This window comes from Bacillus sp. FSL L8-0099, assembly GCF_038006385.1.
Classification (GTDB): Bacteria; Bacillota; Bacilli; order Bacillales; family Bacillaceae_G; genus Bacillus_A; species Bacillus_A toyonensis.
This window is the reverse complement of sequence record NZ_JBBOVC010000001.1, coordinates 1,907,660-1,934,289: the sequence shown is the minus strand read 5'-3', so window position 1 is coordinate 1,934,289 and position 26,630 is coordinate 1,907,660. Positions and strand designations below refer to the sequence as shown.

Genomic DNA, 26,630 nt, shown 5'->3' with positions numbered 1-26,630 from the left:
CATCTCAAGTTATATAGTAAAGAATTTTCTGAATTAAAAACTTTTTACTCATTCACTTCCACCGCTACACGAACTCCAGACTCAATCGCACCTTGAATCCATCCGTGATATAACGTTGTATGATCTCCAGCAAAGAATATTTTCCCCTCTGGCTTTACAATCGCTGGTTGTAGCTCAGATTCTTGACCGGCTTGAAAAAGAGCAAATCCTCCAAGTGCATATGGATCCAATGTCCAACTTTTTGATATTCCAGACATAAATTCATCATATACTTGACCACCTAATATCGTTGCTAAGTTGTGTAATGTGTAATAAATACGATCACCCTTCGATAACCCATCCCATAGCAACGCATCATAAGACCATGTATAGCTTCCTAACATCATAGCTGGTCCTTTCTGTCCAATTCCATGGCTTGGATAATAGGCGTAACGAATTGGCAAATCTGTTATAATTCTGCCACCTAATTGCCCTTGTTCTTCCCAAAATCGACTTTTAAATTGAATGCCTATTTTCGTCGCAGGCATATAATGCAATTCACGAATTGCTTTCCACTTTTCATGAGATATAGAGTCAAATGGATCTACTTCCACAAAACGCATTGTCGAAAACGGAATTGTAACAATAACTAAATCCCCTGTAATACTACTATATTCAAAAGTTTCCTCGTTTCGATAGAAAGCCGTCACACCGTTATCGTGTTGATGTAGCTTCATTAATTTTTGATTATAAATAATATTTTCTTCTAATTGCGGTAAAAAAGATTTTGGTAATCTATCGTTTCCACCTATTATTTCACAAAATCCGCTCTCCTCTTGCATAATGTATAAAAAACGTAACGTCTCAACGAATGACCTTTCTAAAAAACCTTCTAAATCTAATAAAACACCAATCATCTCAATCGTTATTGGTGAAAAATACGTATTATATTGATAAGGATGGTACTTTAAAAATTGTCCTGTAGAGTATCTTCCAAAATCCTTTACTACAACATCCCAATTTTTCTCTGGGTTCTTTTTTATAAAATTTATAATGGGCTGTACCGCTAACAATAATAGTTCCTCAGACGTTTTCCCAACTTCATTCATTTCCACAGGATATCTTAAAATACTTGGATCTTTTTCATATTGTTTTAATGTCGTTTTCCGACCATTTACGTAGATGATATCTGTCTCATTCCTATTAATAAAAGGACTCACCTGTAACCCAAACTTTCTTATATATGCCATCGTTAACGTGTGCGAATATGGAATTCTCATCGCCCCAACATCTAAATATAATCCGGTATCTTCCATTCTAACTGTCTCTATGCGGCCGCCTACACGATTGTTTGCTTCAAAAATCTTCACTTCATGTCCTGCAGCCTTTAATAAAGATGCCGAAACTAATCCAGCCATGCCTGCCCCTACTACAATAATTTGTTTCGGACGTGTCGTCTTATTCAATCCCTTATTTATAACTTGTAACGTTTCATCCATCTTAGTGTTATACATTAAGTCTTTCTGCATAATTCCACCCCTTACTTCATAAAGTGAAACTATAATCAGTGGGGTGTTCTTCCCCCACTGATTATTAGTTGAACCAATCGGGCTTTTATGGGCAGTTAATCTCCCACCTAACTTCATTGCTCCAGCCCAATTTTGAGGTGGGAGTTTTACTGCCCGTTAATGCGGGATAAAATGCGCATTAGTGGTTTAGTGCATTTTATTCATAAATCCCCATAAACATAACACCATTGCAATTTGAATATTCACTAAAAGTACATAAGAGACAGATCTCACATTTCTTTATGCTTCGTATAATATAGCAACTCAACGAAGGAGTGGTTGAAAATGAAACAGATTTATGATTACGACGCTACAAAAAAACATCTAGAATTAAAGAAACAAAACTTATGTAAAAAACTTAGCAATACGAGACTATCTGAAAAAGAACGTGAACAGCTAAAACATGAAATTGACAACTATGAATATATTTTAAACTTAGTCGAAATGAATCATTATGAACGGGGATTTTCTCGTTGAAAGCGGATATAATATTATCCGCTTTTCATTTTGAGCATTTCATTACGCATTTTTCGTAAGTAAATATATAATAGGATGTACATTAAGATTGAGAGGTATATTCTATGATCAAATTAAGTGTATTAGACCAATCACCTATTTCAGATGGTAGCACAGCAACCCAAGCTATTTCACATACAGTTACGCTTGCACAAGAAGTAGAAAAACTCGGATTCACACGTTTTTGGGTATCCGAGCATCATAATTCCGTAAGCTTAGCTGGTTCAAGTCCAGAAATACTTATTTCTCATATTGCAGCGAAAACGGGACATATTAGAGTTGGTTCGGGTGGTGTTATGTTACCGCATTATAGCCCATATAAAGTTGCCGAGAATTTCCGCGTTTTAGAAGCACTTTATCCAAACCGCATCGACCTTGGTGTTGGTAGAGCACCTGGTGGTATGCCAATAGCAACTCGTGCACTACAAGAAGGAAAAATGGTCTCACTTGATCAATACCCAGAACAAGTTGCAGATGTTGCAATGTATTTACATGATCAAGTACCAGAAGATCATCATTATGCAAATTTAAAGGCTACTCCAGTTATTCCAACATCACCTGAAATGTGGATGCTCGGTTCTAGCGGAGAGAGCGCTAAAATTGCGGCGCACAACGGAGCTTCTTTTGCATTTGCACAATTTATTAATGGCTTCGGAGGCCCAGAAGTTATGAGGGCTTACCAGGAACAATTTCAACCTTCCTATTTAGGAGATAAACCAAAATCAATTGTCGCGATTTTTGTTATTTGCGGAGAAACAAATGAAGAGGCAGAAAAAATTGCTTCTAGTTTAGATTTATCAATCTTATTACTAGAGCAAGGAAAACGAACAACTGGTACACCTTCTATCGAAACTGCTCAAAATTATTCATACAGTGCGTATGATTTATTCCGTATAAAAGAAAATCGTCAACGTATGATCGTAGGTGATCCGACTTCTGTGAAAGAAAAAATAGTAAATTTAAGTAAAGCGTACAATACTGACGAATTTATGGTTGTCACGATTACTCATCAATTTGAACATAAATTAAATTCTTATCGCTTACTAGCAAATGCTTTTAATTTATAATTGTAAAAGGGAGATACATCAACGACGATGTATCTCCCTTTCTTACTACTTATTGTTTTTACTTCCTATATATTCAATAGCTTCTTTTAATAACTCATCAAAATGATTAGGATAATCATGATTTAAGTTAGGCACAATTTTATACTTATGTTCTATATTCTTATCTCTTAATAATCGTACAAATTGCTGCGTGCATTCGAAACAATCTTCATCTTGATCCCCACATACTATATATCCCTTTATATGTTTATCCTGTAGCACTTCCAGCAACTCATTCCATTCTTCAATCTCTGGAAGCCACGGTGCCATAAAAATAAAACCATCTACATCTATATCTTTTTGTAAAATCGTAAGTAAAGCTACTCTTGCTCCAGCAGAAAAACCACCTATTATTACATTTTCTACTGTATGATTCTCTATAAATTTATCGTAATGCTCTTTTAATTCTTCTTTCCCTCTATGTATATCATCCCAAACAAACCCATCTGAAAATTGAATTTGCGAAGACTGTGGTAACGCTAACGTATAATCTTGTGTAATAACTGATTTCCAATATGGTTCTATTATTCCTATATTTTCTTGATCACCATGCATTGTAACTAGTAGATTTCCCTTTTCCTCGCTGTAAATATATTTCACATCTGCTCGTTCTGTTTTCTTTGCTACTTCTTCTCTTTCTTTACATAATTGAACCATTTTATGAAACTCTTCAAACTTATGTAGTGGTTTTAAATCGTCGTCGGAAATTAAATATTCATTTCCATACCAAAATCCATTCTCTATAATAGCTTCCTTCATTACATGCAAAGCTTCTTCTTCAAGTCCTGCTGCACTTGCTAGTGCATATTTAAAATTATATATTTGTGCCTCATTACCTATTACACCTTTAGCATGTTCCATTATATACGTATACGCTTCAAAACTTCCTTTATTTGCATAACAACGTAACGTTTCATTTAATAACTGGATGTAAGTCATACTATTTTTCATATACCAATCCCCCGAAACCGGTTATAATATTTATTTCTCGAACTTGTATACCATCCTTTGATCATGGTATGTACATTGTTATATTCAATAACTCAACCTAACCATACTTGATCCTCAGAATGATATTTAATAATTACCGTATGTATACACATAATACATCACCTCTTCCTATCCAATACGTGTAGTATAAAACTAAATAGACAGAATAGTCAATATATTTTTAAACAAAAAAAGACAACAATATATTATTGTTGTTTTTTACATCTACCCGCTCTTTTGTTTTTTTCTATCTGGTTTACTTGAAACTAAATAATGTTTTTCTGAAATATATAAGTCTCTTTTTAATAGACGATTTAAGTACGGCCCTAGCTTCATTCCGCATATAAGGCGATCTTCACTACCCTCAACAATTGGAAACATTTCTTTTTCTGTTACATATTGATCTACTGCCTTTTGTACGATATCAATTTCTTTAACTAGGTTTAAATTTTCTTCTGTATGTTCAAATACCTCAAGCGTTTCCTTCGTAATAAGAAAAACATTTGTCGGAAATACAGGCAAATACGGCTTTAACAAATCATAATTTACTGTATAATCATCATTTACTAATACTGTATATACGATATTAGCATTTGTTTCTAGAAACTTAGCCATCGCTTGTTCTAATTCATCTTTCGTAATTTCCCGTTCTTCTTTTCCAGTTCTGAAAAAGCGAAACATTGCATCGCCTCCCTTTTACTATATTATAGCATAAAAGAAAACTGAAAAATCACAAAAAAATCCATTGAAAAAATTTTTCAATGGATTTTTCAAAATATATTTATTTTTATTTTAAGAATGCACTTAGCATCCATACATGCTGTTCTAATGTCGTGTGAATCGCTAGTAACATATCAGCTGATGTTTCATCGCCAGCTTCACCAGCAACTTCCATACCTTCTTTTAATTCTTGAATAAGTGCAGAGTAATCATTCACTAAAGTTTGCACCATTTTCTCAGCTGATTCCTTGCTTGTCCCCTCACTGACACTAGATGTTGCAAGATATTCTTTCATTGTCGCTAACGGTTTACCTTCTAACGCCAAAATACGTTCTGCTAACTCATCAATATACGTCCCTGCTTCATTATAAAACTCTTCAAATTTCTCATGTAATGTAAAGAAGTGTGGTCCTGTCACATACCAGTGATAATTATGTAGTTTCACATATAACACATTCCAGTTTGCTACCTGCTTGTTTAATACTTCAACAACATTTGTATTCGTACTCATACAATCCACTCCTCTTATCGTTTTGTAATGCTTATCTTTTAATAACCTAATTACATTTTACCATACATTTCCTACCCTTTCGAATGATTGGCTCATATGTAACAAAGTTTTAACACCTTTAATATTTCCCTAATATCATACAATTCATGTATTTTTTCAACTACTTCATATGTCTAATCGTCCAAGCTGCTACATATGCATTATAGTAAGTCAAGCTCATCATAGAAGAAAGAGGGATAACATGGACAATCAACAATGGCAAATAGCAAAGAAAGTTGCTGCTACTTATATCGGAACTGTCGTTGGAGCTGGATTTGCTACTGGACGAGAAATTGTTGAATTCTTTACAGTGAACGGATTATACGGAACAATTGGTATATGTGTAAGTGGATTTTTTTTTATTTGGCTCGGCACAAAGATGATGTTACTTTCATCACAAATCGGGGCATTTTCAGCGCAAGATTTTAACAAATATTTATTTGGAGATGTATTCGGAAATGTTGTAAATACATTATTACTACTCGTATTATTTGGTGTAACGAGCGTTATGCTATCAGGGGCTGGGGCGGTATTTGAAGAGCAACTTCGTTTACCAAGACAACTCGGTATTCTCATTACAGTTATCGCCTGTCTCATTATAGGTAGCCGCGGATTACAAGGTGTTTTTGAAGTAAATACACTTGTCGTACCTATTATGATGATATTTATTATAGGACTTGCTATTACAACCTTTTTCCACAGTACAACACCTATTAGTAATACTATTCCTGCAGAGAGCTGGAATATGAAGTGGATTACTAGCCCTATTACATATGTCGCTTTAAATCTTTCTCTCGCCCAAAGCGTTCTCGTCCCGTTAGCGGGTGAAGTAAAGGATCGAAAAGCCATTTTGTGGGGTGGAATTTTAGGTGGTGCAGGACTTTCTTTAATTTTATTATGCAGCCATTTAGCTATCTTATCAGTCGACCAATTTTATCAATACAATATCCCAATGGCTGAAGTCATAAGAAGATTTAATGCAACTTTTCACTTTTTCTTTGTTCTTATTATTTTCGGTGAAGTGTTTACAACTTTAGTTGGTAATGTGTTCGGGATGACAAAACAAATGCAATCTATCACTGGGTGGAAAAGTAACAATATTATTTTCTTCATTTTACTAATTAGTTATTGCTTTAGTTACATCGGTTACAGTGAACTACTCCACATTCTATATCCAATCATCGGATGGGTAAGTATCGTTCTACTTCCAATCATTGCTTTTAAACAACTTCAAAAAACATAAAGAAAGCATCCATTTTATTGGATGCTTTCTTTATGTTCATTCACAATCATCACATATTTCCCAGTACGGTCCCATTTCCAATGCCAAATATGGCTTTAATTGCAATCGAATCATTCGACTAGGCATGCGCTCTAAAACGAATTGAATCCCTTCTTCATCCTCGTCTAATTCAACTTTTGAAATAGCAATTCTTTGCATAGTAGAAATAGGAATTCCATCTTTATATAAAGTGATTTTCACCTCATCATATTCATTAAAATACAATTCAATACTCATTTGATTTTTCAACATTTCATCAACAATTTCATATTTATCATTTTGTTCTTGGATTATATATTTCCAGCCACCTCTATCTTTTTTTGGAGCTGCTTGAAATAATGTCATCAAATCCTCGTATAGCATAAGATAACCCCTCTCTTACTAAAAAACGATGAGTATTTTATATACCCTTTATCTCTATCACTATCCATAGTCATTGTACCATATATCACCGTTCTTACCGTATTCATTTGCTTCATTAATACTTACAAAACACTTTATTCTATCTTCATTATTATGTATCTTAGTCCGTTACTTACTATTCTACTGTAAGTTTTATTCAACACCTATTTTTTATTTGCTCATAACAAAAAAGAAGAGTGATATATATCACTCTCCAGGCTGTGGAGAAAGTCTTCTCCACAGCCTGTTTATGTGTCTGAACCTCTTTTTATGTGTCAACACTGATAAAAAAGAGGTAAAGGAGAGATTTTTTATGATGGGTGCTTTAAAAAATCATCGTGATGAGCGTGTATCCGTTTCTGTAGAAGAATTAGTTCCGCAAGACCATTTCCTTCGTGCGATTGAAGCGACAATCAGTTTTGATTTTATTGAGGAAAAGTTACGCCCTTATTACTGTGAAAACAATGGTCGTCCGTCAATTCACCCTATCGTTTTATTTAAGATGATGTTTATCGGATATTTTTATGGTATTCGTTCAGAGCGACAATTGGAAAAGGAGATCAAAACGAATATTGCCTACCGTTGGTTTCTAGGTTTTTCTCTATCAGATACAATTCCAGATCATTCTACAATCAGTTGGAATCGCCGTACTCGTTTCATTCATACAAATATTTTCGAAGAAATTTTTGATGAGATTGTGAGTCAAGCGACCGAGCACCGTATGGTGGGAGGACGTGCGTTGATGACAGATTCTACACACATTAAGGCGAATGCCAATAAAAATAAATTTGTACATAAATATAAAAAAGAAAAGGCAAAGTTCTATATAGATGAACTAGAAGCTGCGGTAATCGAAGATCGTGAGGTACATGGAAAAAAGAATTAAGACCTAGAAAGGAAAGTGATACCCCCACTAAAAAAACTCGTATCAGTACAACGGATCCAGATAGTGGATTTTTAATGAGGGATGGAAAACCGAACGGTTTTCATTTCTTAGATCATCGTACGACTGATGCGAAATATAATATTATTACAGATACCTATATAACGGCTGGAAATATGGCGGATTCCGAGCCGTATTTAGCACGTCTACAAGCTCAAACTAATAAATTCGGATTCAAAGTTGAAGCTGTAGCTCTTGATGCAGGCTATTTTACAGGTTATATCTGTAAGAAACTATCAGAACAGAATATATTTATGGTGATGGGGTATCGCCGATTTGGAAAGCGAAATAAAGACGTTCCGAAAAGCCAATTTAAATATGTAAAAGAAATGAATGTATTTGCTTGTCCGATGGGATGTATTTTAGAATATACGACAACGGATCGCGAAGGATATCGTCAATATAAATCAAATCCAGAAGACTGCGCTGTTTGTCCGCTACGTGAGGTATGCTTTTCAAAAAAACAAAAACAAAAAGTTATCACTCATCATATATGGGAAAAATATAAAGATATCGCTAGAAAAAACAAACTAACAGCTACAGGGAAAAGACTGTATAAAGTACGCTGTTCAACTATAGAGCGAAGCTTTGCGGATGCCAAAGAACTACATGGCTATCGATATGCTCGGTTTCGAGGGCTGAAGTCTGTCCAAATGCAAGCTTACCTCACCGCAGCTTGTCAAAACATGAAAAAAATAGCCCTTCACCTAACCAAAAAGGGTCTGGTGGAGGGTTGTTTTTCTAAAATTTATTATTTTATATTGTTTTCATTTACTAAAATTAAAAAGGATTGCAGAATGTTGGGAACCCTAAAGGGTTTCCCAACACTCTGAAGAGTGATATATATCACTCTCCCTAAATAAATTTCCCTGTAGCTGCTATTGCTAATACTATAATTAAAATTGTAAATAATAATGAGACAATTAAACTAAAAATGGGTAATGCTTTCTTTTCATTCTTCTTAAAAAGTAACTTTAAACTAAGAAGGATGTTTACTGGTACGAGTATGAAATAGAAATATTTAACAATTTTCACCGAGCTATCCGAAAGTGTTTTTAAAATAAACACTTCAATTAGAAACACCACAAAAAATGAAATACTTAGCCAAAATGAGACATAACTAAGCCAAGAATGTCTTTTTGTACCCCAATACACTCCCATAATAATCTCCTTTATTTGTATTCTATATGATTGTAATTATACACAAAGTTAACAAATACCTCTATTTTTCGACAAATAATATGAGAAATTCAGTTTTAAACATCATTAAGCTATTCTCCATCCTCATTCATTATAAGCATTAATTCATCGCAGTTATTGCGTAAAAAAAGACTGCCTCAATAGCATTCTGCTATTGGGGCAGTCTTTCTCTTTTAAACTTTAAATCTTTCAATTAATCCTTGCAACTCTTCAGCCATTTGAGATAATGTACCAGCTGCGGAACCAATTTCCTCCATCGAAGCTAATTGTTCTTCAGCAGACGCTGCGACACTTTGTGTACTCGTCGCATTATTCTGTGCTGTCATTGCAATTTGCCCGACTGAAATAGATACTTCATTGGCACCTTTTGACATCCCATTAGCCGTTTCAACCATCGTTTTAATTTGATTAGCAATTTCATTTGTAGATTGTAAAATCTCAGCAAAATTTTGCTTCGTTTCATTTGCAATAACTAGTCCAGATTGAACTTCTTTATTTACATGACCCATAGATTTTACTGTCTTACTCATATCATCTTGTATTTCACATATTAATTTACTAATTTCACTGGAAGATACGCTAGATTGCTCTGCCAATTTACGTACTTCATCTGCAACGATCGCAAATCCTCTTCCGTGCTCACCAGCTCTTGCAGCTTCAATTGCAGCATTTAAAGCAAGAAGATTTGTTTGATCTGCAATATTTTGGATTACTTCTAATATGTCACCAATTTGCTTTGATTTATTATTTAATAACTGTATAACTGCATCGGATTGTGAAACAGATTCTGCAATAGACTGCATTTGATTAACTGTTTTCCCTACTAACTTTCCACCATCTTCTGCTTTTTCACGAGTATGAGTAGAAGCCGTATTAATAGATGATGAACTATTTGCTACATGCTGAATTCCTTCTGTTACATCAAACAGTAACATTGCACCATTTTCTACACTTGTTGTTTGCGTCGTTGCCCCACTTGATATTTCATCCATTGCCATTGTAATTTGTTCCGTTGCTTCACTCGCTTGTCTTACACTAGCAGTTAGCTCTTCTGATGCCGCTGCAACATGCCCGGCCGAATCATTAATTCTTCCAATTAACGTTCGTAGTGAATCTGTCATCTCATTAAATCCTTTTGCAAGTTGACCAATTTCATCGTTTGAATGAATTTCAATTGTTTGCGTTAAATCTCCTTCACTTATTTCTTTAGAAGTGGCAACTAATCTCTTTAAAGGTTTTGTAATAGAAAGCGTTACGAAATAAATAAGTGCCCCTCCTACAACTAGTGAAATAATCATAACAATTAACATATTATAAAATACAGGCTGAGCAGCTTCGATTATTTCATTTGAGTACATCGTTCCACCGATTTTCCAACCTGTTTTTAAATTTGTAGCAAATACCATTTTCTTTTCACTACCGTCATACGTGTATGAAAAAGCGCCCTGATTATCTTCGTAAATTCTCTTTGCCCAAGAATCAGCTGCTTTATCACCTGATTTTTCTTGCGGGTGAGCAATTATTTTTTGTTTTCCATCTAAAATGAAAGTATATCCTTTTTTACCAATATTGATTAACTTTGTTGTTTTCAATAAACTCTCTAAACTTAAATCTACCGCAACAACACCATTTTTATCTTCTGTTTGTTTCGCAATCGTTACGACAATATGTCCATTTCCTTTTGCCTTATACGGTTCAGTGACCACGATTCCACCTTGTTTACTCACTGCATCTTTATACCAAGAACGAGTTGTTGGATCATAATCTGCTGCCATTTGTATATTTGGTTCTTGCACAAACTTCTTATCATTGCCGGCAACATACACTTGTTCAATATCTTTATTTAAATTAATATACTGAGATAATACCTTTCTTAATTCATCTTGATTATCTCCTTGATACATATCACTATGAACCACTCGTGCAAAGTTATTTATTTCGTTAAACTTCGCCTCAATCATTTGATTGATTAAATTATCTAATATTTTTATATTATCGTGAGCACTACTCGTAATTTGTGATTCAAAATTCTTTTTAGCCGTTTGATAAGACATTCCTCCAATAATAGAGACAGCTGCAATTAAAATTACCAAAAATGAAATTAATAGCTTTTTTGCTACTTTTATATCTCGAAACCACCTTAACAGTTTACTCATTATAAACCTCCTACATTTAAATATTAAGTTTTAAGGATGAATAACTAATTATGAATATATCCCATTCCCTATCCTCTATTTTTACAATTCGTTTTTCATAAACACCTTGTAAAGTTTAAACAAATATTCCCCCTTTGTCTATATATATGAATAATATTATTATAAAATTTACAAATGTAAAAAACCAAAGGAATAGCCCTTTGGTTTTTTACATTTTTTTATGTTGTTTAGAAATCTTCTTCCACTTATCGCGCTCAGCTCTTGCAAGAATAGCATCTTGTTTTCTCATAAAATACGCCAATTCTCTTTGCAACTTTTTATAGCTTTGCAAACGATTTATCGTCATTAGCCCGTTATCAATTGCTTTATGCACTGCGCATCCTGGCTCATTCTCATGTTTACAATCTCGGAAGCGGCATGTTTTTGCAAATTCTTCAATATCAGAAAACGTTGTTTGGATTGCATCGCTTCCATCCCAAAGCTGTAACTCTCTCATGCCAGGAGTATCAATGACTAAGCCCCCACTCGGTAGTTGGAACAGCTCACGATGAGTTGTCGTATGCCGCCCTTTACTATCTTCCTCACGTATATCTCCCGTTTTCGCTATCTCAATTCCTACGAGTGCATTTAACAAAGTAGATTTTCCAACCCCTGATGAGCCGACTAAAGCAATTGTTTTTCCTGAAGCAACAAATTGTTGTAACGAGTCAATACCTCTATGCTCTAAACTATCGACGACGAAGATCGGAACACCAATTGCAACAGCTTCCGTTTCTACAATTTTTTGTTCCACATCTTCACATAAACTACTTTTTGTTAAAACAATAACAGGCATTGCACCACTTTCATACGCTAATAGTAAATAACGCTCCAACCTTCTTACGTTAAAATCATGGTTAAGTGCATTCACTAAAAATAAATAATCAACATTTGCTGCAATAATTTGTTCTTCAGTTCTATTACCAGCTTCTTGTCTTGAAAAAGAACTTCTTCTCGAAAAAATACGATGAATGATTGCCTTTTTCTCATTTTCTATTTTCTTTACATACACCCAATCACCAACTGCTGGGTAATCTCCTTTCGTTACCGCTTCATGTCGAAACTTCCCAGACAGTTCTGCCATATATTCACCGTCATTACAAATAATACGATATATATGCTTATGCTCAAGTAAAATACGCCCTACTTCATAATTCTGCTCTACAGCTTGCTCTTCAAAAAATGAATCCCAGCCGAACGACTCTAAAATATTTTGATTCAAATCAAGATCCTCCCTAGTTTGTACTAAGTGGAAGGATTGCGAACTATCTTATATAATATCGCCCTTTCCATCCACGTTTGTATTTAATTTATTATTCATTACAGTCATATTCGCCATAATACATCACTCCGATCTTATTTTAATTACTCTCATTATATGGAATATCAATTTAAAAAGCTACTTTATTTGACGTAATTTTCAAATAAATATCTCTTTAACATTCTAATTTGTCCACGGTGATTAATTTCATCTTCTATCACATGAAACCAAAGATAGTGCTGGTTATACGCTACACCGTTAGGCCACTTTCTTTCTGACATTAGCCATGTATCATCTACTTTACTCAAATACTTTAGCGACTCTTCTCGAACACTTTGCAAAAGTTGTACATAATACTGTATTTCATGACCATGAATCGTTCTCCCAACTTCCCCTAAATACAGTGCATCTTCCCATATTTCTAATTCTTCTTTTGTAAAGTCACGATTTTGAAATGAAATAAGCTGATGGGCTTTTTCTATAGATGCCATATGTTTTAATAAGGCGCCAATTGAATTCCCACCACTTGGCATAATTAAATCTAATTGCTCAACTGATAGATTTTCTATTTCCTGTAATGTTACCGCCCTCGTATGCTCCAGCATACTTACTAATTCCCCTATATTTTTCGTATAACCATCCACACTTCTTATTCGATACTCTATATTCATATCACACACCTCTTTCTGTATTCATATTATTGTAAATATGATTCATATAATAGACTGAAATATATCGAAATTTTCTGTTATAATTAAATTGAATAAGATTTACCCAAACAAACTTTCTCAATATGCTTATATGAAATATGAAAAGGAATCAATATGAAAAAATCGAATCTTATTCACTAAAAGGAGTGGATTCGATGGAAATGTATCAATGGCTAACCGCAGTTCTCGTTGGTGGCATTACTGGCTTCGTTTCCCATCTAATCAATAACCAAGGTAAGTTATTGCTTCCACGCCGTTTGAAAACTTTTTTTCATTTTGGATTTTTAACTGATATTTTTACTGGTAGCCTAGCCGCACTTCTTGGACTCGTTTTATTCGATGTCACCGCAATAAAGGAAATTATAAAAGTCTCCATTGTGACTGCTATTTCCGGTCAAACCTTTTTACTTCACCAAGCTCTAGGTGGTGAGCAGGCTAAAAATACGCAAATTGGAAAAGCTGATGAGAAGATTCAAGAAATTGACAAATTATTACGACGTTAGTCTATACTTTCTTTAAAAATTATTGTTATAATGAAAAATATATATTTTCTATTGCGTCGTTTGTCAGAAGAAAGGGTGTTTCGTATGACAAAAAAGAAAATAGAAGATTTCTTAACAAACACCGAAAAAGAGGAACTGCTAGAAAACTATAAATGTTTACGAGAAGCCCGCACAAAAAGCGAAGCTAACTATTTTGGCGAAGAAGTAAACCATCTACTAAATAAAGCAAAACAACGAATTATTAAAGATGCAGGCATACATGATGAAAATGCAGCAACTGTTCAATCAAAGAGAAAAGCACTGTTTTAGTTATATTAGCTAAAACAGTGCTTTTTATTTACAAAGATTTTCACCATAAGCATTTTTCACATTACTTTCACATCTATTTCACAAATATAAGTAATCCTATATGTTAAACTAAGTATATCCTTTTCCAAGGAACTATATGCCGATATATAAATCCCTATCTTTATAGGGATTTTTTATTTTTATACTATATGCTGTTTATATAGTATAAAAGAAAAGGAGCTTAGCATGCGATCTTCCCCTTCCTCACTACTCTTCTAATATTAACTCGATTTCTTTCATTGCCCCTTCATTCAATGATACATCCACCGCTTTCACACTTTCTCTTATTTGCTCAGCCCGCTTTCCACCAGGTATAACAGTATCAATTCCTTCTTTATTTAATAACCATGCTAACGCTAAATGAGGCAATTCAATATTATTTTCTTTAGCTACGTCTTTTAACTTTTCAACTTTTTTAAAGTTACCTTTATATATATTTTCTTCAAATAGATTTACACTTTGACGCCAATCCCCTTTATCCAAGTCAAAATCTTCTGTATATTTACCACCTAATATCCCAAAGGCTAGAGGCCCATACGGTATAAATGAAATACCTTCTTTTATACAATACGGCAATAGTTCTTCCTCGGCAGTACGATTTAACATATTGTAAGGCGATTGTACAACATCAATATGACCATGTTGATTCGCTTCTTTTAATTGTTCTATGTTTACATTCGATATTCCAATTGAACGAATTTTCCCTTCTTCTTTTAAACGAGTAAGCTCTCCGATTGAATCTATGTAACATGTTTCAGGATTTGTAAAATGTAAATAATATAAATCAATATAATCAGTCTGTAATCTTCTTAAGCTATTCTCCACAGCATTTCTTAAATAACTTGGTTCATTGTTAATATAAGTTTCTCCATTTAATAACGGCTGAATTCCACCTTTTGTAGCAAGTACAAACTCGTGGCGTTTCTCTTTTAATACCTCTCCTATCAATTCCTCCGATCTACCAAAACCGTATGAATCCGCTGTATCAAAAAATGTAATTCCTTGCAGGATTGCTTCTTCTATTAATCGTTTTCCTTCTCCCTCATCCACATCAACATATAAATTATGCCCCCCTACTGCATTTGTACCTAAACCCAACTTTGAAATATTTAGTCCAGCCTTTTGCAATTTTATATACTTCATTTTTTCTCCCCCTTATATTTCTATTGTTCGAATATAATTGAACAATAGAAATATATCACTTTATATGCTATAGTGCAAATATGTTAACTTATACAAGTAGGTGAAAAAATGCGTACACTCTATCATCCAAATCGAGCAGAAATTCAATTTTCTTCTGTCCTATATGCACTTAGCGACCAAATTCGTTTACAAATTGTAAATATGTTACTAGAGAAAAATGAGCAATCTTGTGGTGCGTTAAACATTCCAATCGCAAAATCAACTTTATCTCACCATTTCAAAGTTTTACGTGAATCAGGTGTCATGTATACACGTCTTGAAGGAACACAACGTTTCATTTCAATTCGTGAAGATGACTTAAATGCTAGATTCCCGGGTTTATTAAACGTTGTATTACATGCGACAGGGCCATACTAAAAAACATCTCACTTACAAATGAGATGTTTTTTAGTATTTGTTATTCTTTTAATAGATCTATTAATCCATTCCCTTCAGATGTACGCTCATATCCTAAAGGTACAGTTCTTTTAATAAGTTGCGCGTAAATTTCTGGCTCTGATAACTTTCTGCCATATTCTCTTTCGCACTGCTTAATGAGAAGTGCTAATGCACCAGCGACATGCGGCGTCGCCATTGAAGTTCCACTTAATACAGCATATTTCCCCTCTGGATACGTAGATAATATTTCATCACCTGGCGCTACTAAATCAATTTCTTGATTTGAATTACTAAAACATGCGATTGTCCGCTCTAAATTGACAGCACCAACTTCAATTACTTCAGCATAAGCACCTGGGAAATCTAGTTCCTCCGTATTATCATCACAATCTCCATCATTTCCTGCAGCACATACAACGAGAACATCTTGATTTACTGCATTTTGAATAGCTTCATGTAATTCCGGAACGTCTTGCGGACCACCAAGTGACATTGAAATAACTCTGACTTCTTCTTTATTAGGTCCTCTCCAATTTACAGCGTAATGAATCGCCTCAATAATTTGCTCATAGCTTCCAGAACCATCTCCCGCTAAAACCTTTAACACTAGCATTTTAGCAAGAGGTGCGACTCCTAAAACACCGACATCATTTTCAGTCGCTGCAATCGTCCCCGCTACATGAGTCCCATGGCCGTTATTATCAAGGTAAATGTTCGGATCTCCTTCATAATCTTTCGTGAAATTTCTCCCACCAATAATACGATCTTTTAAATCTATATGATTAATATCACAACCTGTATCTAATACGGCAACGACAACATCTTTTCCTTTCGCACTCTTCTCCCATACTTGTGGAGCGTTAATCAGTTGTACACCTGGTGGAATTTCATTTACTTGTTCAACCACCTTATTTACGGTAAACGGAATCAATTGTATACCTTTTTGTTTATTCGCTGTACTACTGTTCATCGTAATCCCTCCTGAAAATATATTATTTTCATTTCAGACCACTATTGAATAGGTTTACATTTAACATTCGTTTTAACTGTTCTATTTTCCTTCATTTCAAATGTTTCTCAATATAACTTACCAACATTTATCCCGTGCTTTGCAGGCAATAACAGTTCAAATCATTCAACGAATGTATAAAAATAAAAGGACCATTAAATGGCCCTTTTATAGTTTTTTTAAAGAATCATATATAATCTTTAAAATATTATAAATGAAAACTAAATCTCACTTTTTTTTAAAAACTTCTCTATTTCTTTTATTAAATGTTTCGCTCCATCTATACTAACAGTAATGTTTCCATTTGCTAATGATATGTTCTGATCTGAAACATCACCTGTTATTTGACAAGCATTGTAAGGTTCATATTTTTGTAAAATGACTTTATCTTCATCTACGAAAATTTCAAGTGGTGATTTAATTTGTATACCTAATACATCTCTTAATTCTTTAGGAATAACAATTCGTCCTAATTCGTCTACTTTTCGAATAACTCCTGTTGCTTTCATATTACTCCCCCCTTACTCTCTATTAATTTTCCACCTCGCTTTTTCCATTTTATCACTTTTTGGCAATACTTGTATCTTTTTAGAAAATTTTGTACTCAAGTTAAAAAAACACAGTTAACGAATACGTAATCTCTCTTTCAATTGTTTTAAATAACGAGATCGTATTATTAAGAAGTATACAACTTGAATTCCTACGAAAATACTTAATACAATTGTATTTTCTTTAAACAGTGAGTACTCAAACATCTGTCCTAACGCAGTTAACGCTACTGCCCCATGTAATGTTGCAACACCTATCGGAACGAAGAATAAAAGTGCCAATCGAATTGTAACTACTTTCGATAATTCCCCACTCGTTAAGCCAACTTTTCGAATCATTTCAAATAACCGAGTATCATCCTCCAAATCAGAAAATAAACGGAAGTAAAGGAAGCTTCCTGCACATACGAAAAATACAATACCAATAAAGAAACCTACAAATAAAATTGGTCCTGCGATTTGTAAACTTTGGTTTTGTTCGTACTCTTCTGCACTAAACGTTGCATGTTCTTCATAAGGCTTCATCTGACTCGTAAGTTCTTTACCAACCTCAATTTCATCTTTCATTCCTTCAGTTTTATACATATAATCTTTTGTTTCTATAAATCCACCTTGTAATGAATCATATTGATTATTAGGGATTACATAAACATTTCCTCTTAATATTTTCCCCAATGAAGACGAAGTAACTTTTTTCACTTTTAAATGTTCATTCATATTAGGTAAAGTAATTTCTTTTCTTTCTTTCATCGGTGGTCCTGGTATTTCGGCCGACAAAAATAAAACCTCTTTATTTGCTACAGTATTAAATGGTTCTCCTGTTAACTTTGCATATTCCTTATACTCTGATTCTTTTATAAAAATGGCGCTTCTTAATGACTGCTCCTCCGTTTTCTTCGATGAGATATTAGTTTTTGAAGCTGCTATATTATGTTTTTTTAGTCCCTCATCGATGATCTTCAGATGCTGTGATTCATTACTATTCCCTTGCTTAGAGTGGTAATGAAACGCAATTGGTCTCTCCATAATCCCTTTCGTCATTGATGCAAAGCCAACTAATGTACCTATTGCCGAAAATGCTACAGTTGAAATTATCGTTACAATAAAGAACATTCTTGCGTTATCTCTCATACGGTACGCTAAATCTGACAACGTAATAATATTTGTCTGTGTCCAATAGAAACGTTTACTTTTTTTACATAGCCGAATAATAAAGACACTCAACTGCTTGTACAGCAAATACGTACCAATAATGACTACCGTTGTAACCGGAATCATCATCACAAATACCATAGCACCATGTGACATAAGAGCGCCTGTATAACCAGCACTAAGCAATACTACCGCTAATATAGAAGAAATACTCGATGCTTTCGGTTCTGGCTTCGCCTCTGCTGATCCTCTAAACAATTTCATAATATTATTTTTACGAACCATTCCGGCACTAAATAATGAAATAATCATAAATAATATGAAAAACATAATACTCGTTACAACAACTGCTTTCATTGAAATGTAATAGGATAAGGAAATATCTAGTTTTAATATCATTGGGGCTACAAAAATTAATACTCCTGAAAACAACATACCTGAAAGAATCCCGAAAATAATTGCCCCTATTCCAATCATAATATTTTCAAAGAAGATAAGACGCTTTAATTGATATTTCGTCATACCAAGCATCATTAAAATTCCTAGTTCACGCTTTCTCGTTTTTAAAAACATTCCCATTGAATATAAAATAAAGAAGAATGTAAATACGTAAATAATAGACTGTGCAAACGACATACTTACAAATACATACTGACCTAATTCTCCTGCACTTAATGCCGGATGAAACGCAAAAAACGAATATACAAAAAAGGCCATAATTGCAAATGCACTACTCAAAAAATATGCTGAATATGTCCGTCTATTTCGCGTTACATTCCGATATGCGAGTTCTCTAATGTTCATATTACTTCTCCGCCCTTCTACTAACTATGCTTTTATAGTAGTAAAGTAGGGAAATACCTTCCATCGATTCAAATGACAAAAACCTTACATTTTTGAAAGGTAAAAAAATTGCTTAAACGAAACAGTTTCATTATAATGACTACATTCATATTCATACACACATCCTATTGTATATTCGTTAGTTTTGCGAAATAATAAAGGATAGAAGTATGTACCAATATATACATAAAAATTTTTTATTTACCGCTTTAATATGAATAGGAGGAAAACATAATGACATTACAAGAACAGATTATGAAAGCATTACATGTTCAGCCTGTAATTGATCCGAAAGTAGAAATTCGTAAACGAGTTGATTTCTTAAAAGATTATGTAAAAAAAACAGGTGCGAAAGGATTTGTACTTGGAATTAGCGGCGGCCAAGACTCTACATTAGCAGGACGTTTAGCACAGCTTGCAGTTGAAGAAATTCGTAACGAAGGTGGTAATGCAACGTTTATCGCTGTACGTCTTCCTTACAAAGTGCAAAAGGATGAAGATGACGCACAATTAGCATTACAATTTATTCAAGCTGATCAATCAACTGCATTTGATATCGCTTCAACCGTTGATGCTTTTTCAAATCAATACGAGAACTTATTAGGTGAATCATTAACTGATTTCAATAAAGGTAACGTGAAAGCTCGTATCCGTATGGTTACACAATATGCAATTGGTGGACAAAAAGGTCTACTTGTTATCGGAACAGATCATGCTGCAGAAGCTGTAACAGGATTCTTTACAAAATTCGGAGATGGTGGTGCAGATTTATTACCATTAACGGGGTTAACGAAGCGCCAAGGACGTGCTTTATTACAAGAGTTAGGTGCAGATGAGCGACTTTACTTAAAAATGCCCACAGCTGATTTATTAGATGAAAAGCCAGGTCAAGCTGATGAAACAGAATTAGGCATTACTTACGATCAATTAGATGATTATTTAGAAGGTAAATCAGTTCCAGCTGACGTTGCAGAAAAAATCGAAAAGCGTTACACAGTGAGTGAACATAAAAGACAAGTACCAGCGTCAATGTTTGATGATTGGTGGAAATAGAACATAAAAAAGAAGCTAATCTTTTAGCTTCTTTTTTATATGTTAGCGATATACCCCTACTCTTTTCTCCAATAAATCTTGCAAGCAATCTTCATGTTGTTTACAAAATAACGGAGGCATTTTGTCTAATGGGAAAAATTTTAAATCTAACGTTTCATCACCGTCTATTTTTTTATTCCCTCCAACTATTGAGCATGAAAAGCACATCACAATTGTCTGTGCTTTATCTCCATTTGGATATGTTTGAAAATATTTTGTATACACTCCAATAAGCTCATGTATTTCTACATCATACCCAGTTTCTTCTTTTATTTCTCGAATCGCAGTTTCCGCAGCCGACTCTCCTATCTCCATTGCGCCACCTGGAAAGCCCCAAGCATTAAAGTCTCCTCTTTTTTGCAGTAATACTTCTCCCTCTTTATTAAACACAAAACCACCCGCAAAGTTTAAGAAAACATAATCATGTCCTACTTTTTCACGTAATTCTTTTATATAATCGGCCATTTCCTTTCCCCTTTTCATACGTCTTCCATCGTTATCTCGCTATTTGCCAGGCAGTAAGATCCCCACCTCAAAATGTAGCGGAAGCAAAGAAATTAGGTGGGATATCAACTACTCGTAAAAGCCTTCACTTTATTTCTTATTTATTTCTAGCAATTCAATAATTCGATCTAGCTTCTGATTCATATTGATAACATGTTGTTTTTTTGCAGCGCTACTTTGCAATAATCTTCTAATAAACAAAGTAAATGATAGGAAAAACAAAACGATAAGTCCGATTACTAAACAAGTATATATCAATATAAATATATTACTTTCGAACAAATCCATTTAAATTCCACATCCTTCCTTTTTATTTTATCACACAATTCTGTTTTTTAAAACGATACATAATAAAAAGAGCACCTTTTACAGATGCTCTTCTTCATTACTTAATACGTAAATGTAATTGTCGCTAATGAATAACCTGCCATTGCACTATATGGTGCTACTTGATAAGATACACGCTTTGCACCTTTTGGCCAATTTATTTCATTTAATACTTTCTTTATATCTTGCATTGTTCCATCCATGGACTGCTTATATCGTACTTCTACCTTTTCTGGTTTACTAGCAAATTGTTGCTGCAACTTTTGCTTAAATTCATTATAATTTTCCGCTCCGTATTGTGCAGATAAGTATTGTAAATTTGTTTCTTTTAACATTTGCTCATATACGACGGTTTTTGAACTACCAGCTTTTATTTTGTTTGTTAACTCACCAAAGTAACTTGTAGTTGCCGCTGGATATTTACTACGATCCCAGTCGTGGTCTTTACTTAATTGTTCGTCAGACATATTAAAATATGAATATGTTACACGTCCAGCTTTATCTGGTACTGGATCATCGAATGTAGTATCAAGGTGGTACCATTTGTTTTCAATGTTCACTAAATTCCATGCATGAGCTTGTCCATTTCCTGTACCAGTTACAATATGATTTTGAATACCTGCTTCTTTTAGTAATTCATATGTTAATAATGTATACCCTTGGCAAACAGCAGAACGGTTCGCTAACGCTTCATATGCTGTATACGCTTGATAAGAAGTGTCGTATGATACATGTTTCACAACATAATCATGAATAGCTTTTACTTTTTCATGCGCATCCATTCCTGGCTTTACAATTGAACTTATAATTGCTTTCGCCTGAGATTTTACATATTGTGTTTGCTCTTTTGATTCACGGTATTTCACTTGTAGTGTAAACGAATAGTTCCCTGGCATCCCTTTAATAGAATATCTAGTAGAGGCTACATTATATTTTACATACTCATCAGCATCTACGATTTTATTAAACTCGCCGTACAATTGGTCCATAATCTTTCTAGCATCTCTATCTTTTGTTTTATATGTGATTGTAATATTTTCTTCACGATTATCAATCTGTTTTTTTAGTTCTTTTCTGAAATCATCTAATAACTTTGCATCTGATTGTGTCGTCACTACAGTTGGATTCGTAGCTGCATAAGATACAGTTGACGATTGTAAGCCTCCCATTACAATCGTTGAACAAAGTGCGGCAGCTGTCATATACTTACTTGTCTTTCCCATCTTGTCACTCCTTATATTCTATAACTATACGAAAAAGTATCGTATAGTTTCAGAGTATACAATACTTTTCAAAATAGGTCATATGAGATTATGCATATTAATTAATTCACATAAAAAAGGTTACTCTTTTAAAAAGAGCAACCTTTTTTATTAACAAGTTTGTAACACACAGCATGTATTTTCAAAACGTCGATTTTTCAAATCTTCATTACCAATACAGAAATATAGCATTCCTAACTCTCCCCAAACCATATTACAATTTTTATGATCTGAATCGATTTGGAATAAAAGCGTCATTTGCTGTGGATCTATCCCCATATATTCTCCTGTCTCATGTAGTACTTCCTCTTGTACAGAGAATGGCTCACCAAACATTTGATGGTTATCGTAGTTATCTGGGATTAGTTCTTCAAGTAATTGCAAGAAACGATCTGAATCGGCCTCATCTTCAATGAAAAGTTCTGGTAATTTATACGTCAGTTCAAAAGTAATTGCGCATTGATTATATTTCGCTTGCGTTTCATCCGCTCTTCGTAATTGCTCTACTGGAACATCATAATAAAGTACGCGCCCAGCTTCCATTGGATTCACATCTTCTTCAAAGTAATTTTCAATGCTAAAGAAATATAACATTCCTGCCTTAGGTAGATTGTGATTCATACGAACGTTTTGTAAATCATTTAGATTAAATTGCGCGATAAAATGTAACGGATTTCCTTTATACATTGGATATTCAAATGTATCCGGTAAATCAGGAGCTCCCCCCATTTTTGAACTACCAATCGCAACCGTTTCTTGCTGCTCAGGCACAACTTTTACACAAGGAAATACAGTATTAATAAGTTCCTCTTTTAAATGTGTCAGTCCATATTTATCAATTAACACTTCAATTTTGTTATCCATATATTCTCCTTACATCTCTATACTTATTTGTATCATAGCACAAAGATTATACTCCATTTATCACAAAATCAACAAGCCTTCCAAAAAACGGGCTTATCCCTCATACGCGAACAAGTTTAAAAAAGCATAGTATACATTGTTCCTACAAACACGATAGTTCTTTATTCCTTCCAGTACATTTTCCCTTCGTTCATTTTCATTTTTAATTTAAGGAGGAATTCCACATGGGTTACGGATATAGTTGCGGCGGTTACGGTTACGGCGGTAGTTGTGGTGGATGTGGTTATGGCGGTTTCGCTTTATTAATCGTTTTATTTATCCTTCTAATCATCATCGGAGCTAGCTGTTGGGGCGGCTTTGCAGGCTGCTAGTAAACTTAAAAACTATTGTAAAAAAGCACGTATATTACGTGCTTTTTTTACATTTTCATTTTTAGAAAGGAAGTATGTGCAATGAAAATTGATGGTGTTTTTGAAGGAGGCGGTGTGCGTGGAATTGCACATGTAGGGGCAATTTGCGCGTTAGCTGAAAAAGGGTATGAATGGGAGCGTGTAGCTGGAACATCGGCTGGTGCTATTATTGCAGCTCTTTTAGCTGCTGGCTATTCTTGTTCAGAATTAAAAACAATTATAACTGATATTGATTATAACAAATTTATGAAAAAAACTTTCCTTGATAGAATCCCGTTTATCGGTAAAGGAATAAGTGCATGGTCTACTCTAGGTATTTATTCCAATGTATTTATAGAAGAATGGCTTGAAGAATTACTACGAAAAAAAGGAGTTCACTTATTTACAGATTTACCTGATTTAAACAAACTTAAAATAATTGCTTCTGATATAAGCAACGGTAAAATGGTTGTCTTTCCCGATGACTTGCCAAACTACGGATTTTTAAATTATCGCTTCTCGATTGCTAAGGCAGTAAGAATGAGTAGTACCATTCCTTTCTTCTTTGAACCAGTAAAATGGAGAACACCAAAATGGAAACAACCTTGTTATATGGTTGATGGTGGGATTTTAAGCAATTATCCCATTTGGATTTTTGACTCCCCTACCTCACCTCGCTGGCCAACTTTTGGATTTCATTTTGTAAAAGATGAAATTCAAGCTGATCCCGCCCATTATAAAGAGCCCATTTCCATGTTCAAAGGACTATTTAAAACAATGATGCAAGCTCATGATTTACGGCATTTAGATAAAGAATCAAAAGCAAGAACAATTACAATTCCTACAGGGACGATTACAAGTACAAATTTTGAATTAACGAAAGAGGAAAAAGAATGGCTTTACAATTCTGGTTATAACTCCGCAAATAAGTTTTTACAATCTTGGAACTTCAGACAATATGTTGATGAATATAGAAATGGAAATCAAGATCGCAAAACCAATAGATTTTTCCGTCAGCTTGACTCATAATATTATTATTTTCATACGGGATTTCTTGACGCTTTAATATTAAATAAGCCTAGTAATTTCATATATTACTAGGCTTATTTACCAACTACGTACCCCACACATTGCTTACGGATAAGTTAACCCTTTCGCTTCTTCCGCGGTAATTACTATGTAACGATTTCCCGTTCTTAATCCTAGCAGTTCTGCTTTTTCGACTGCGTCCTGCTTCGTCTCTGCATAAGCAGCTAAATATTTATCTCCATCGATAATTTGGCAAATTACATATTGTTTCATTACTTTCTCCTTTTACATTTTAATTAGTTGTGCAAGTTTTTTTATACCTATTTCAATTTCTTCTAACGTTGCATATGAATACGATAGTCGCAAAAATTGGTTTGCACTTCTATCATACAAAGTACCTGGATTTAATAAAATCTTTTCTTGTAAAGCTTTGTCAAATAAGCTACGATTCGAAACGGGTACATTCATATGTAACCAAATATAAAAACCACCTGTCGGTTCATACCATGTTGCTATTTCACGACAATATTTCTCTAACATATGTAACATAAAATCTCTACGTTTCTTCAATTCATTTCTTACAAACTGTAAATGTTCATCATATAATCCATTTGTAAACCATTCTGCTGCAATTTGCTGGGATATAGAACTCGAACCATAATCTGTTTGCATTTTTATATCTGCCAACCTTTGAATTACTGATTCAGGTCCAACAATCCATCCAATTCTTAAACCTGGACTAATCACTTTAGACATACTCCCGATATGTAGTACAATTCCGTTTTTATCATATGCTTTTAAAGGCTTTGAAACAGGCTCATCAAACCATAAGTCTTGATACACTGCGTCCTCTATAATAGGCAATCCAATTTCATTACATATCTCCATTACTTCTTTCCGCTTCTCTGCATTCATACTAAAGTTCGTCGGATTATGAAAAGACGGAATTGTATATAAAATAGATGCGTTAAATTGCTTCTTATATTTCGCAATATATGATGCATTTAATCCATTCTCATCCATTGGTATTCCAATTAAACGCATTCCTGCTGATTGAAAAACATTAAGCGAATATAAATAGGATGGTTTTTCTAGTAAAATCGATGCCCCTTTCGGAAGAAGCCCCATAGAAATAAGTTGCAACGCTTGAATTGCTCCTGAAACAATTAAAATAGAATCAGGAGATACATATACACCATGCCCTTTTAAGTAGCCCGCAATTTTCTCCCTTAAATAGAGATTTCCTTTCGGCTCTTCATACCCAAGTGGCACGTTTGATTGCAACAGCTTATTCATTATTAGTTTCATCTTTTTTTCAGGTAAGAGACTCGGCGCGAGTTCACCTGTTCCTAAACGAATTACATGCGGATAAAATTCAGCTTGATTAATATCTTGAATAGCAGGAAGGTTCGGATAATGAAGCCCTGTTTCTACATAAGACTGCCAATTAGGAGGCGGAGCATATGTTGAAGTGTTCTCATTATTATTTACAACAATCGTTCCCTTTCGGCCATTTCCCTCAATGTACCCTTTTACTGCTAGTTCATCGAAAGCCATTACAATTGTACTTCGATTCACACCAAATGTATGTGCCAAATCTCTTTGTGAAGGTAACTTTGTTCCAACAGTCCATTCTCCATTAACGATTCTTTCTTTTATATACGTTTCTATTTGTTTATACAAAGGAGACGCTAAAGACATATCAGGCTTCCAAACTAATCTTTCCATCATACATATCACCTTACATTCTTTTTGGT

At 34.2% G+C, this 26,630-nt stretch carries 29 protein-coding genes; 10 read left to right on the top strand and 19 right to left on the bottom strand.

Annotated elements, in window-relative coordinates:
- Positions 1-44: 44 nt before the first annotated feature.
- The gene (locus tag MHH42_RS09950) at positions 45-1,508 is read right to left on the bottom strand and encodes a flavin monoamine oxidase family protein (protein ID WP_001168166.1); all 1,464 of its coding nucleotides are present in this window, start codon (positions 1,506-1,508) and stop codon (positions 45-47) included.
- A gap of 324 nt (positions 1,509-1,832) precedes the next feature.
- On the opposite strand from MHH42_RS09950, the gene MHH42_RS09945 reads away from it, so the two are divergent.
- Together MHH42_RS09945 and MHH42_RS09940 are read left to right on the top strand one after the other, a co-directional pair.
- Positions 1,833-2,024, top strand: coding sequence for a DUF3896 family protein (locus tag MHH42_RS09945; protein WP_340893279.1), 192 nt, complete (start codon positions 1,833-1,835; stop codon positions 2,022-2,024).
- A gap of 104 nt (positions 2,025-2,128) precedes the next feature.
- Entirely contained in the window at positions 2,129-3,130 is a 1,002-nt protein-coding gene (locus tag MHH42_RS09940; RefSeq protein ID WP_340893278.1) for an LLM class flavin-dependent oxidoreductase, read from the top strand.
- A gap of 45 nt (positions 3,131-3,175) precedes the next feature.
- On the opposite strand, the gene MHH42_RS09935 is transcribed toward MHH42_RS09940, so the two are convergent.
- The 3 genes from MHH42_RS09935 to MHH42_RS09925 form a co-directional block, all read right to left on the bottom strand.
- Entirely contained in the window at positions 3,176-4,120 is a 945-nt protein-coding gene (locus MHH42_RS09935) for an alpha/beta hydrolase (RefSeq protein ID WP_000798330.1), read from the bottom strand.
- Between the two features lie 264 nt (positions 4,121-4,384).
- A complete protein-coding gene (locus MHH42_RS09930; protein ID WP_000488204.1) occupies positions 4,385-4,840 on the bottom strand; it encodes a DUF3939 domain-containing protein in 456 nt (151 codons plus the stop codon).
- A gap of 106 nt (positions 4,841-4,946) precedes the next feature.
- The gene (locus tag MHH42_RS09925) at positions 4,947-5,390 is read right to left on the bottom strand and encodes a Dps family protein (protein ID WP_016108224.1); all 444 of its coding nucleotides are present in this window, start codon (positions 5,388-5,390) and stop codon (positions 4,947-4,949) included.
- A 241-nt stretch (positions 5,391-5,631) separates the two neighbouring features.
- Between MHH42_RS09925 and MHH42_RS09920 the strand changes: the two genes are divergently transcribed.
- Positions 5,632-6,672 carry a YkvI family membrane protein gene (locus tag MHH42_RS09920; protein ID WP_340893276.1) on the top strand — a complete coding sequence of 347 codons (1,041 nt, stop codon included), beginning with the start codon at positions 5,632-5,634 and terminating at the stop codon, positions 6,670-6,672.
- A gap of 36 nt (positions 6,673-6,708) precedes the next feature.
- Here the strand turns inward: MHH42_RS09920 and MHH42_RS09915 are convergent, their stop codons facing one another.
- Entirely contained in the window at positions 6,709-7,074 is a 366-nt protein-coding gene (locus MHH42_RS09915) for a DUF3979 family protein (protein ID WP_000965090.1), read from the bottom strand.
- 352 nt (positions 7,075-7,426) lie between these two features.
- Here MHH42_RS09915 and MHH42_RS09910 point away from each other — a divergent pair.
- A protein-coding gene (locus MHH42_RS09910; protein ID WP_375166148.1) for an IS1182 family transposase occupies positions 7,427-8,889 on the top strand; the annotation gives its coding sequence in 2 pieces (ribosomal slippage) (positions 7,427-7,988 and positions 7,988-8,889; 1,464 coding nt in all).
- Positions 8,890-8,911: 22 nt separating this feature from the next.
- On the opposite strand, the gene MHH42_RS09905 is transcribed toward MHH42_RS09910, so the two are convergent.
- The 4 genes from MHH42_RS09905 to MHH42_RS09890 all read right to left on the bottom strand — a co-directional run bounded on the left by MHH42_RS09905 (position 8,912) and on the right by MHH42_RS09890 (position 13,383).
- On the bottom strand, positions 8,912-9,217 hold the full coding sequence (locus tag MHH42_RS09905) for a hypothetical protein (protein ID WP_016108223.1): 306 nt from the start codon (positions 9,215-9,217) through the stop codon (positions 8,912-8,914).
- Positions 9,218-9,429: 212 nt separating this feature from the next.
- Positions 9,430-11,412: a methyl-accepting chemotaxis protein gene (locus MHH42_RS09900; RefSeq protein ID WP_000040624.1), complete on the bottom strand. Its 1,983-nt coding sequence runs from the start codon at positions 11,410-11,412 to the stop codon at positions 9,430-9,432.
- Between the two features lie 208 nt (positions 11,413-11,620).
- On the bottom strand, positions 11,621-12,673 hold the full coding sequence (gene rsgA, locus MHH42_RS09895; protein WP_016108222.1) for a ribosome small subunit-dependent GTPase A: 1,053 nt from the start codon (positions 12,671-12,673) through the stop codon (positions 11,621-11,623).
- 182 nt (positions 12,674-12,855) lie between these two features.
- A complete protein-coding gene (locus tag MHH42_RS09890; RefSeq protein WP_001019820.1) occupies positions 12,856-13,383 on the bottom strand; it encodes a DinB family protein in 528 nt (175 codons plus the stop codon).
- A 194-nt stretch (positions 13,384-13,577) separates the two neighbouring features.
- Here MHH42_RS09890 and MHH42_RS09885 point away from each other — a divergent pair, with 194 nt between their 5' ends.
- Positions 13,578-13,925 (top strand): DUF4257 domain-containing protein, encoded by a 348-nt coding sequence (locus tag MHH42_RS09885; RefSeq protein WP_000426317.1) that lies wholly within the window; start codon positions 13,578-13,580, stop codon positions 13,923-13,925.
- A gap of 84 nt (positions 13,926-14,009) precedes the next feature.
- Positions 14,010-14,234 carry a hypothetical protein gene (locus tag MHH42_RS09880; RefSeq protein ID WP_000162608.1) on the top strand — a complete coding sequence of 75 codons (225 nt, stop codon included), beginning with the start codon at positions 14,010-14,012 and terminating at the stop codon, positions 14,232-14,234.
- A gap of 246 nt (positions 14,235-14,480) precedes the next feature.
- Here the strand turns inward: MHH42_RS09880 and MHH42_RS09875 are convergent, their stop codons facing one another.
- Positions 14,481-15,416, bottom strand: coding sequence for an aldo/keto reductase (locus MHH42_RS09875; RefSeq protein WP_016108221.1), 936 nt, complete (start codon positions 15,414-15,416; stop codon positions 14,481-14,483).
- Positions 15,417-15,524: 108 nt separating this feature from the next.
- Here MHH42_RS09875 and MHH42_RS09870 point away from each other — a divergent pair, with 108 nt between their 5' ends.
- Positions 15,525-15,833: an ArsR/SmtB family transcription factor gene (locus MHH42_RS09870; RefSeq protein WP_016108220.1), complete on the top strand. Its 309-nt coding sequence runs from the start codon at positions 15,525-15,527 to the stop codon at positions 15,831-15,833.
- Between the two features lie 40 nt (positions 15,834-15,873).
- On the opposite strand, the gene MHH42_RS09865 is transcribed toward MHH42_RS09870, so the two are convergent.
- From MHH42_RS09865 to MHH42_RS09855, 3 genes are all read right to left on the bottom strand, one after another.
- A complete protein-coding gene (locus tag MHH42_RS09865; protein ID WP_070173047.1) occupies positions 15,874-16,824 on the bottom strand; it encodes a serine protease in 951 nt (316 codons plus the stop codon).
- Between the two features lie 260 nt (positions 16,825-17,084).
- Complete coding sequence (locus MHH42_RS09860; protein WP_000648323.1) at positions 17,085-17,372, bottom strand: AbrB/MazE/SpoVT family DNA-binding domain-containing protein; 288 nt, start codon at positions 17,370-17,372, stop codon at positions 17,085-17,087.
- Between the two features lie 114 nt (positions 17,373-17,486).
- Positions 17,487-19,367 carry an FtsX-like permease family protein gene (locus MHH42_RS09855; protein ID WP_070173046.1) on the bottom strand — a complete coding sequence of 627 codons (1,881 nt, stop codon included), beginning with the start codon at positions 19,365-19,367 and terminating at the stop codon, positions 17,487-17,489.
- Positions 19,368-19,640: 273 nt separating this feature from the next.
- Here MHH42_RS09855 and nadE point away from each other — a divergent pair, with 273 nt between their 5' ends.
- Positions 19,641-20,459, top strand: coding sequence for an ammonia-dependent NAD(+) synthetase (gene nadE, locus MHH42_RS09850; protein ID WP_000174898.1), 819 nt, complete (start codon positions 19,641-19,643; stop codon positions 20,457-20,459).
- 42 nt (positions 20,460-20,501) lie between these two features.
- On the opposite strand, the gene MHH42_RS09845 is transcribed toward nadE, so the two are convergent.
- The 4 genes from MHH42_RS09845 to MHH42_RS09830 form a co-directional block, all read right to left on the bottom strand.
- Positions 20,502-20,963, bottom strand: a complete 462-nt coding sequence (locus tag MHH42_RS09845; protein WP_000796418.1) for an NUDIX hydrolase — start codon at positions 20,961-20,963, stop codon at positions 20,502-20,504.
- Positions 20,964-21,092: 129 nt separating this feature from the next.
- The gene (locus tag MHH42_RS09840; protein ID WP_000362875.1) at positions 21,093-21,290 is read right to left on the bottom strand and encodes a DUF4083 domain-containing protein; all 198 of its coding nucleotides are present in this window, start codon (positions 21,288-21,290) and stop codon (positions 21,093-21,095) included.
- Between the two features lie 101 nt (positions 21,291-21,391).
- Entirely contained in the window at positions 21,392-22,552 is a 1,161-nt protein-coding gene (locus MHH42_RS09835; protein WP_000520819.1) for a transglutaminase domain-containing protein, read from the bottom strand.
- A gap of 150 nt (positions 22,553-22,702) precedes the next feature.
- A complete protein-coding gene (locus tag MHH42_RS09830) occupies positions 22,703-23,455 on the bottom strand; it encodes a YwqG family protein (RefSeq protein WP_000368922.1) in 753 nt (250 codons plus the stop codon).
- 224 nt (positions 23,456-23,679) lie between these two features.
- Here MHH42_RS09830 and MHH42_RS09825 point away from each other — a divergent pair, with 224 nt between their 5' ends.
- Both MHH42_RS09825 and MHH42_RS09820 read left to right on the top strand, forming a co-directional pair.
- Entirely contained in the window at positions 23,680-23,826 is a 147-nt protein-coding gene (locus MHH42_RS09825; RefSeq protein WP_070173045.1) for a YjcZ family sporulation protein, read from the top strand.
- An 81-nt stretch (positions 23,827-23,907) separates the two neighbouring features.
- On the top strand, positions 23,908-24,873 hold the full coding sequence (locus MHH42_RS09820; RefSeq protein WP_070173044.1) for a patatin-like phospholipase family protein: 966 nt from the start codon (positions 23,908-23,910) through the stop codon (positions 24,871-24,873).
- A 105-nt stretch (positions 24,874-24,978) separates the two neighbouring features.
- On the opposite strand, the gene MHH42_RS09815 is transcribed toward MHH42_RS09820, so the two are convergent.
- The gene (locus MHH42_RS09815) at positions 24,979-25,146 is read right to left on the bottom strand and encodes a DUF3933 family protein (protein WP_000816372.1); all 168 of its coding nucleotides are present in this window, start codon (positions 25,144-25,146) and stop codon (positions 24,979-24,981) included.
- A 12-nt stretch (positions 25,147-25,158) separates the two neighbouring features.
- Positions 25,159-26,604 (bottom strand): aminotransferase-like domain-containing protein, encoded by a 1,446-nt coding sequence (locus MHH42_RS09810; protein WP_106080521.1) that lies wholly within the window; start codon positions 26,602-26,604, stop codon positions 25,159-25,161.
- Positions 26,605-26,630: the final 26 nt, after the last annotated feature.

What these genes read in the sequence shown, in the direction of transcription:
- MHH42_RS09950 (WP_001168166.1), bottom strand. Translation starts at nt 1,508, where the DNA reads ATGCAGAAAGACTTAATGTATAACACTAAGATGGATGAAACGTTACAA.
- MHH42_RS09945 (WP_340893279.1), top strand. Translation starts at nt 1,833, where the DNA reads ATGAAACAGATTTATGATTACGACGCTACAAAAAAACATCTAGAATTA.
- MHH42_RS09940 (WP_340893278.1), top strand. Translation starts at nt 2,129, where the DNA reads ATGATCAAATTAAGTGTATTAGACCAATCACCTATTTCAGATGGTAGC.
- MHH42_RS09935 (WP_000798330.1), bottom strand. Translation starts at nt 4,120, where the DNA reads ATGAAAAATAGTATGACTTACATCCAGTTATTAAATGAAACGTTACGT.
- MHH42_RS09930 (WP_000488204.1), bottom strand. Translation starts at nt 4,840, where the DNA reads ATGTTTCGCTTTTTCAGAACTGGAAAAGAAGAACGGGAAATTACGAAA.
- MHH42_RS09925 (WP_016108224.1), bottom strand. Translation starts at nt 5,390, where the DNA reads ATGAGTACGAATACAAATGTTGTTGAAGTATTAAACAAGCAGGTAGCA.
- MHH42_RS09920 (WP_340893276.1), top strand. Translation starts at nt 5,632, where the DNA reads ATGGACAATCAACAATGGCAAATAGCAAAGAAAGTTGCTGCTACTTAT.
- MHH42_RS09915 (WP_000965090.1), bottom strand. Translation starts at nt 7,074, where the DNA reads ATGCTATACGAGGATTTGATGACATTATTTCAAGCAGCTCCAAAAAAA.
- MHH42_RS09905 (WP_016108223.1), bottom strand. Translation starts at nt 9,217, where the DNA reads ATGGGAGTGTATTGGGGTACAAAAAGACATTCTTGGCTTAGTTATGTC.
- MHH42_RS09900 (WP_000040624.1), bottom strand. Translation starts at nt 11,412, where the DNA reads ATGAGTAAACTGTTAAGGTGGTTTCGAGATATAAAAGTAGCAAAAAAG.
- MHH42_RS09890 (WP_001019820.1), bottom strand. Translation starts at nt 13,383, where the DNA reads ATGAATATAGAGTATCGAATAAGAAGTGTGGATGGTTATACGAAAAAT.
- MHH42_RS09885 (WP_000426317.1), top strand. Translation starts at nt 13,578, where the DNA reads ATGGAAATGTATCAATGGCTAACCGCAGTTCTCGTTGGTGGCATTACT.
- MHH42_RS09880 (WP_000162608.1), top strand. Translation starts at nt 14,010, where the DNA reads ATGACAAAAAAGAAAATAGAAGATTTCTTAACAAACACCGAAAAAGAG.
- MHH42_RS09875 (WP_016108221.1), bottom strand. Translation starts at nt 15,416, where the DNA reads ATGAAGTATATAAAATTGCAAAAGGCTGGACTAAATATTTCAAAGTTG.
- MHH42_RS09870 (WP_016108220.1), top strand. Translation starts at nt 15,525, where the DNA reads ATGCGTACACTCTATCATCCAAATCGAGCAGAAATTCAATTTTCTTCT.
- MHH42_RS09865 (WP_070173047.1), bottom strand. Translation starts at nt 16,824, where the DNA reads ATGAACAGTAGTACAGCGAATAAACAAAAAGGTATACAATTGATTCCG.
- MHH42_RS09860 (WP_000648323.1), bottom strand. Translation starts at nt 17,372, where the DNA reads ATGAAAGCAACAGGAGTTATTCGAAAAGTAGACGAATTAGGACGAATT.
- MHH42_RS09855 (WP_070173046.1), bottom strand. Translation starts at nt 19,367, where the DNA reads ATGAACATTAGAGAACTCGCATATCGGAATGTAACGCGAAATAGACGG.
- nadE (WP_000174898.1), top strand. Translation starts at nt 19,641, where the DNA reads ATGACATTACAAGAACAGATTATGAAAGCATTACATGTTCAGCCTGTA.
- MHH42_RS09845 (WP_000796418.1), bottom strand. Translation starts at nt 20,963, where the DNA reads ATGGCCGATTATATAAAAGAATTACGTGAAAAAGTAGGACATGATTAT.
- MHH42_RS09840 (WP_000362875.1), bottom strand. Translation starts at nt 21,290, where the DNA reads ATGGATTTGTTCGAAAGTAATATATTTATATTGATATATACTTGTTTA.
- MHH42_RS09835 (WP_000520819.1), bottom strand. Translation starts at nt 22,552, where the DNA reads ATGGGAAAGACAAGTAAGTATATGACAGCTGCCGCACTTTGTTCAACG.
- MHH42_RS09830 (WP_000368922.1), bottom strand. Translation starts at nt 23,455, where the DNA reads ATGGATAACAAAATTGAAGTGTTAATTGATAAATATGGACTGACACAT.
- MHH42_RS09825 (WP_070173045.1), top strand. Translation starts at nt 23,680, where the DNA reads ATGGGTTACGGATATAGTTGCGGCGGTTACGGTTACGGCGGTAGTTGT.
- MHH42_RS09820 (WP_070173044.1), top strand. Translation starts at nt 23,908, where the DNA reads ATGAAAATTGATGGTGTTTTTGAAGGAGGCGGTGTGCGTGGAATTGCA.
- MHH42_RS09815 (WP_000816372.1), bottom strand. Translation starts at nt 25,146, where the DNA reads ATGAAACAATATGTAATTTGCCAAATTATCGATGGAGATAAATATTTA.
- MHH42_RS09810 (WP_106080521.1), bottom strand. Translation starts at nt 26,604, where the DNA reads ATGATGGAAAGATTAGTTTGGAAGCCTGATATGTCTTTAGCGTCTCCT.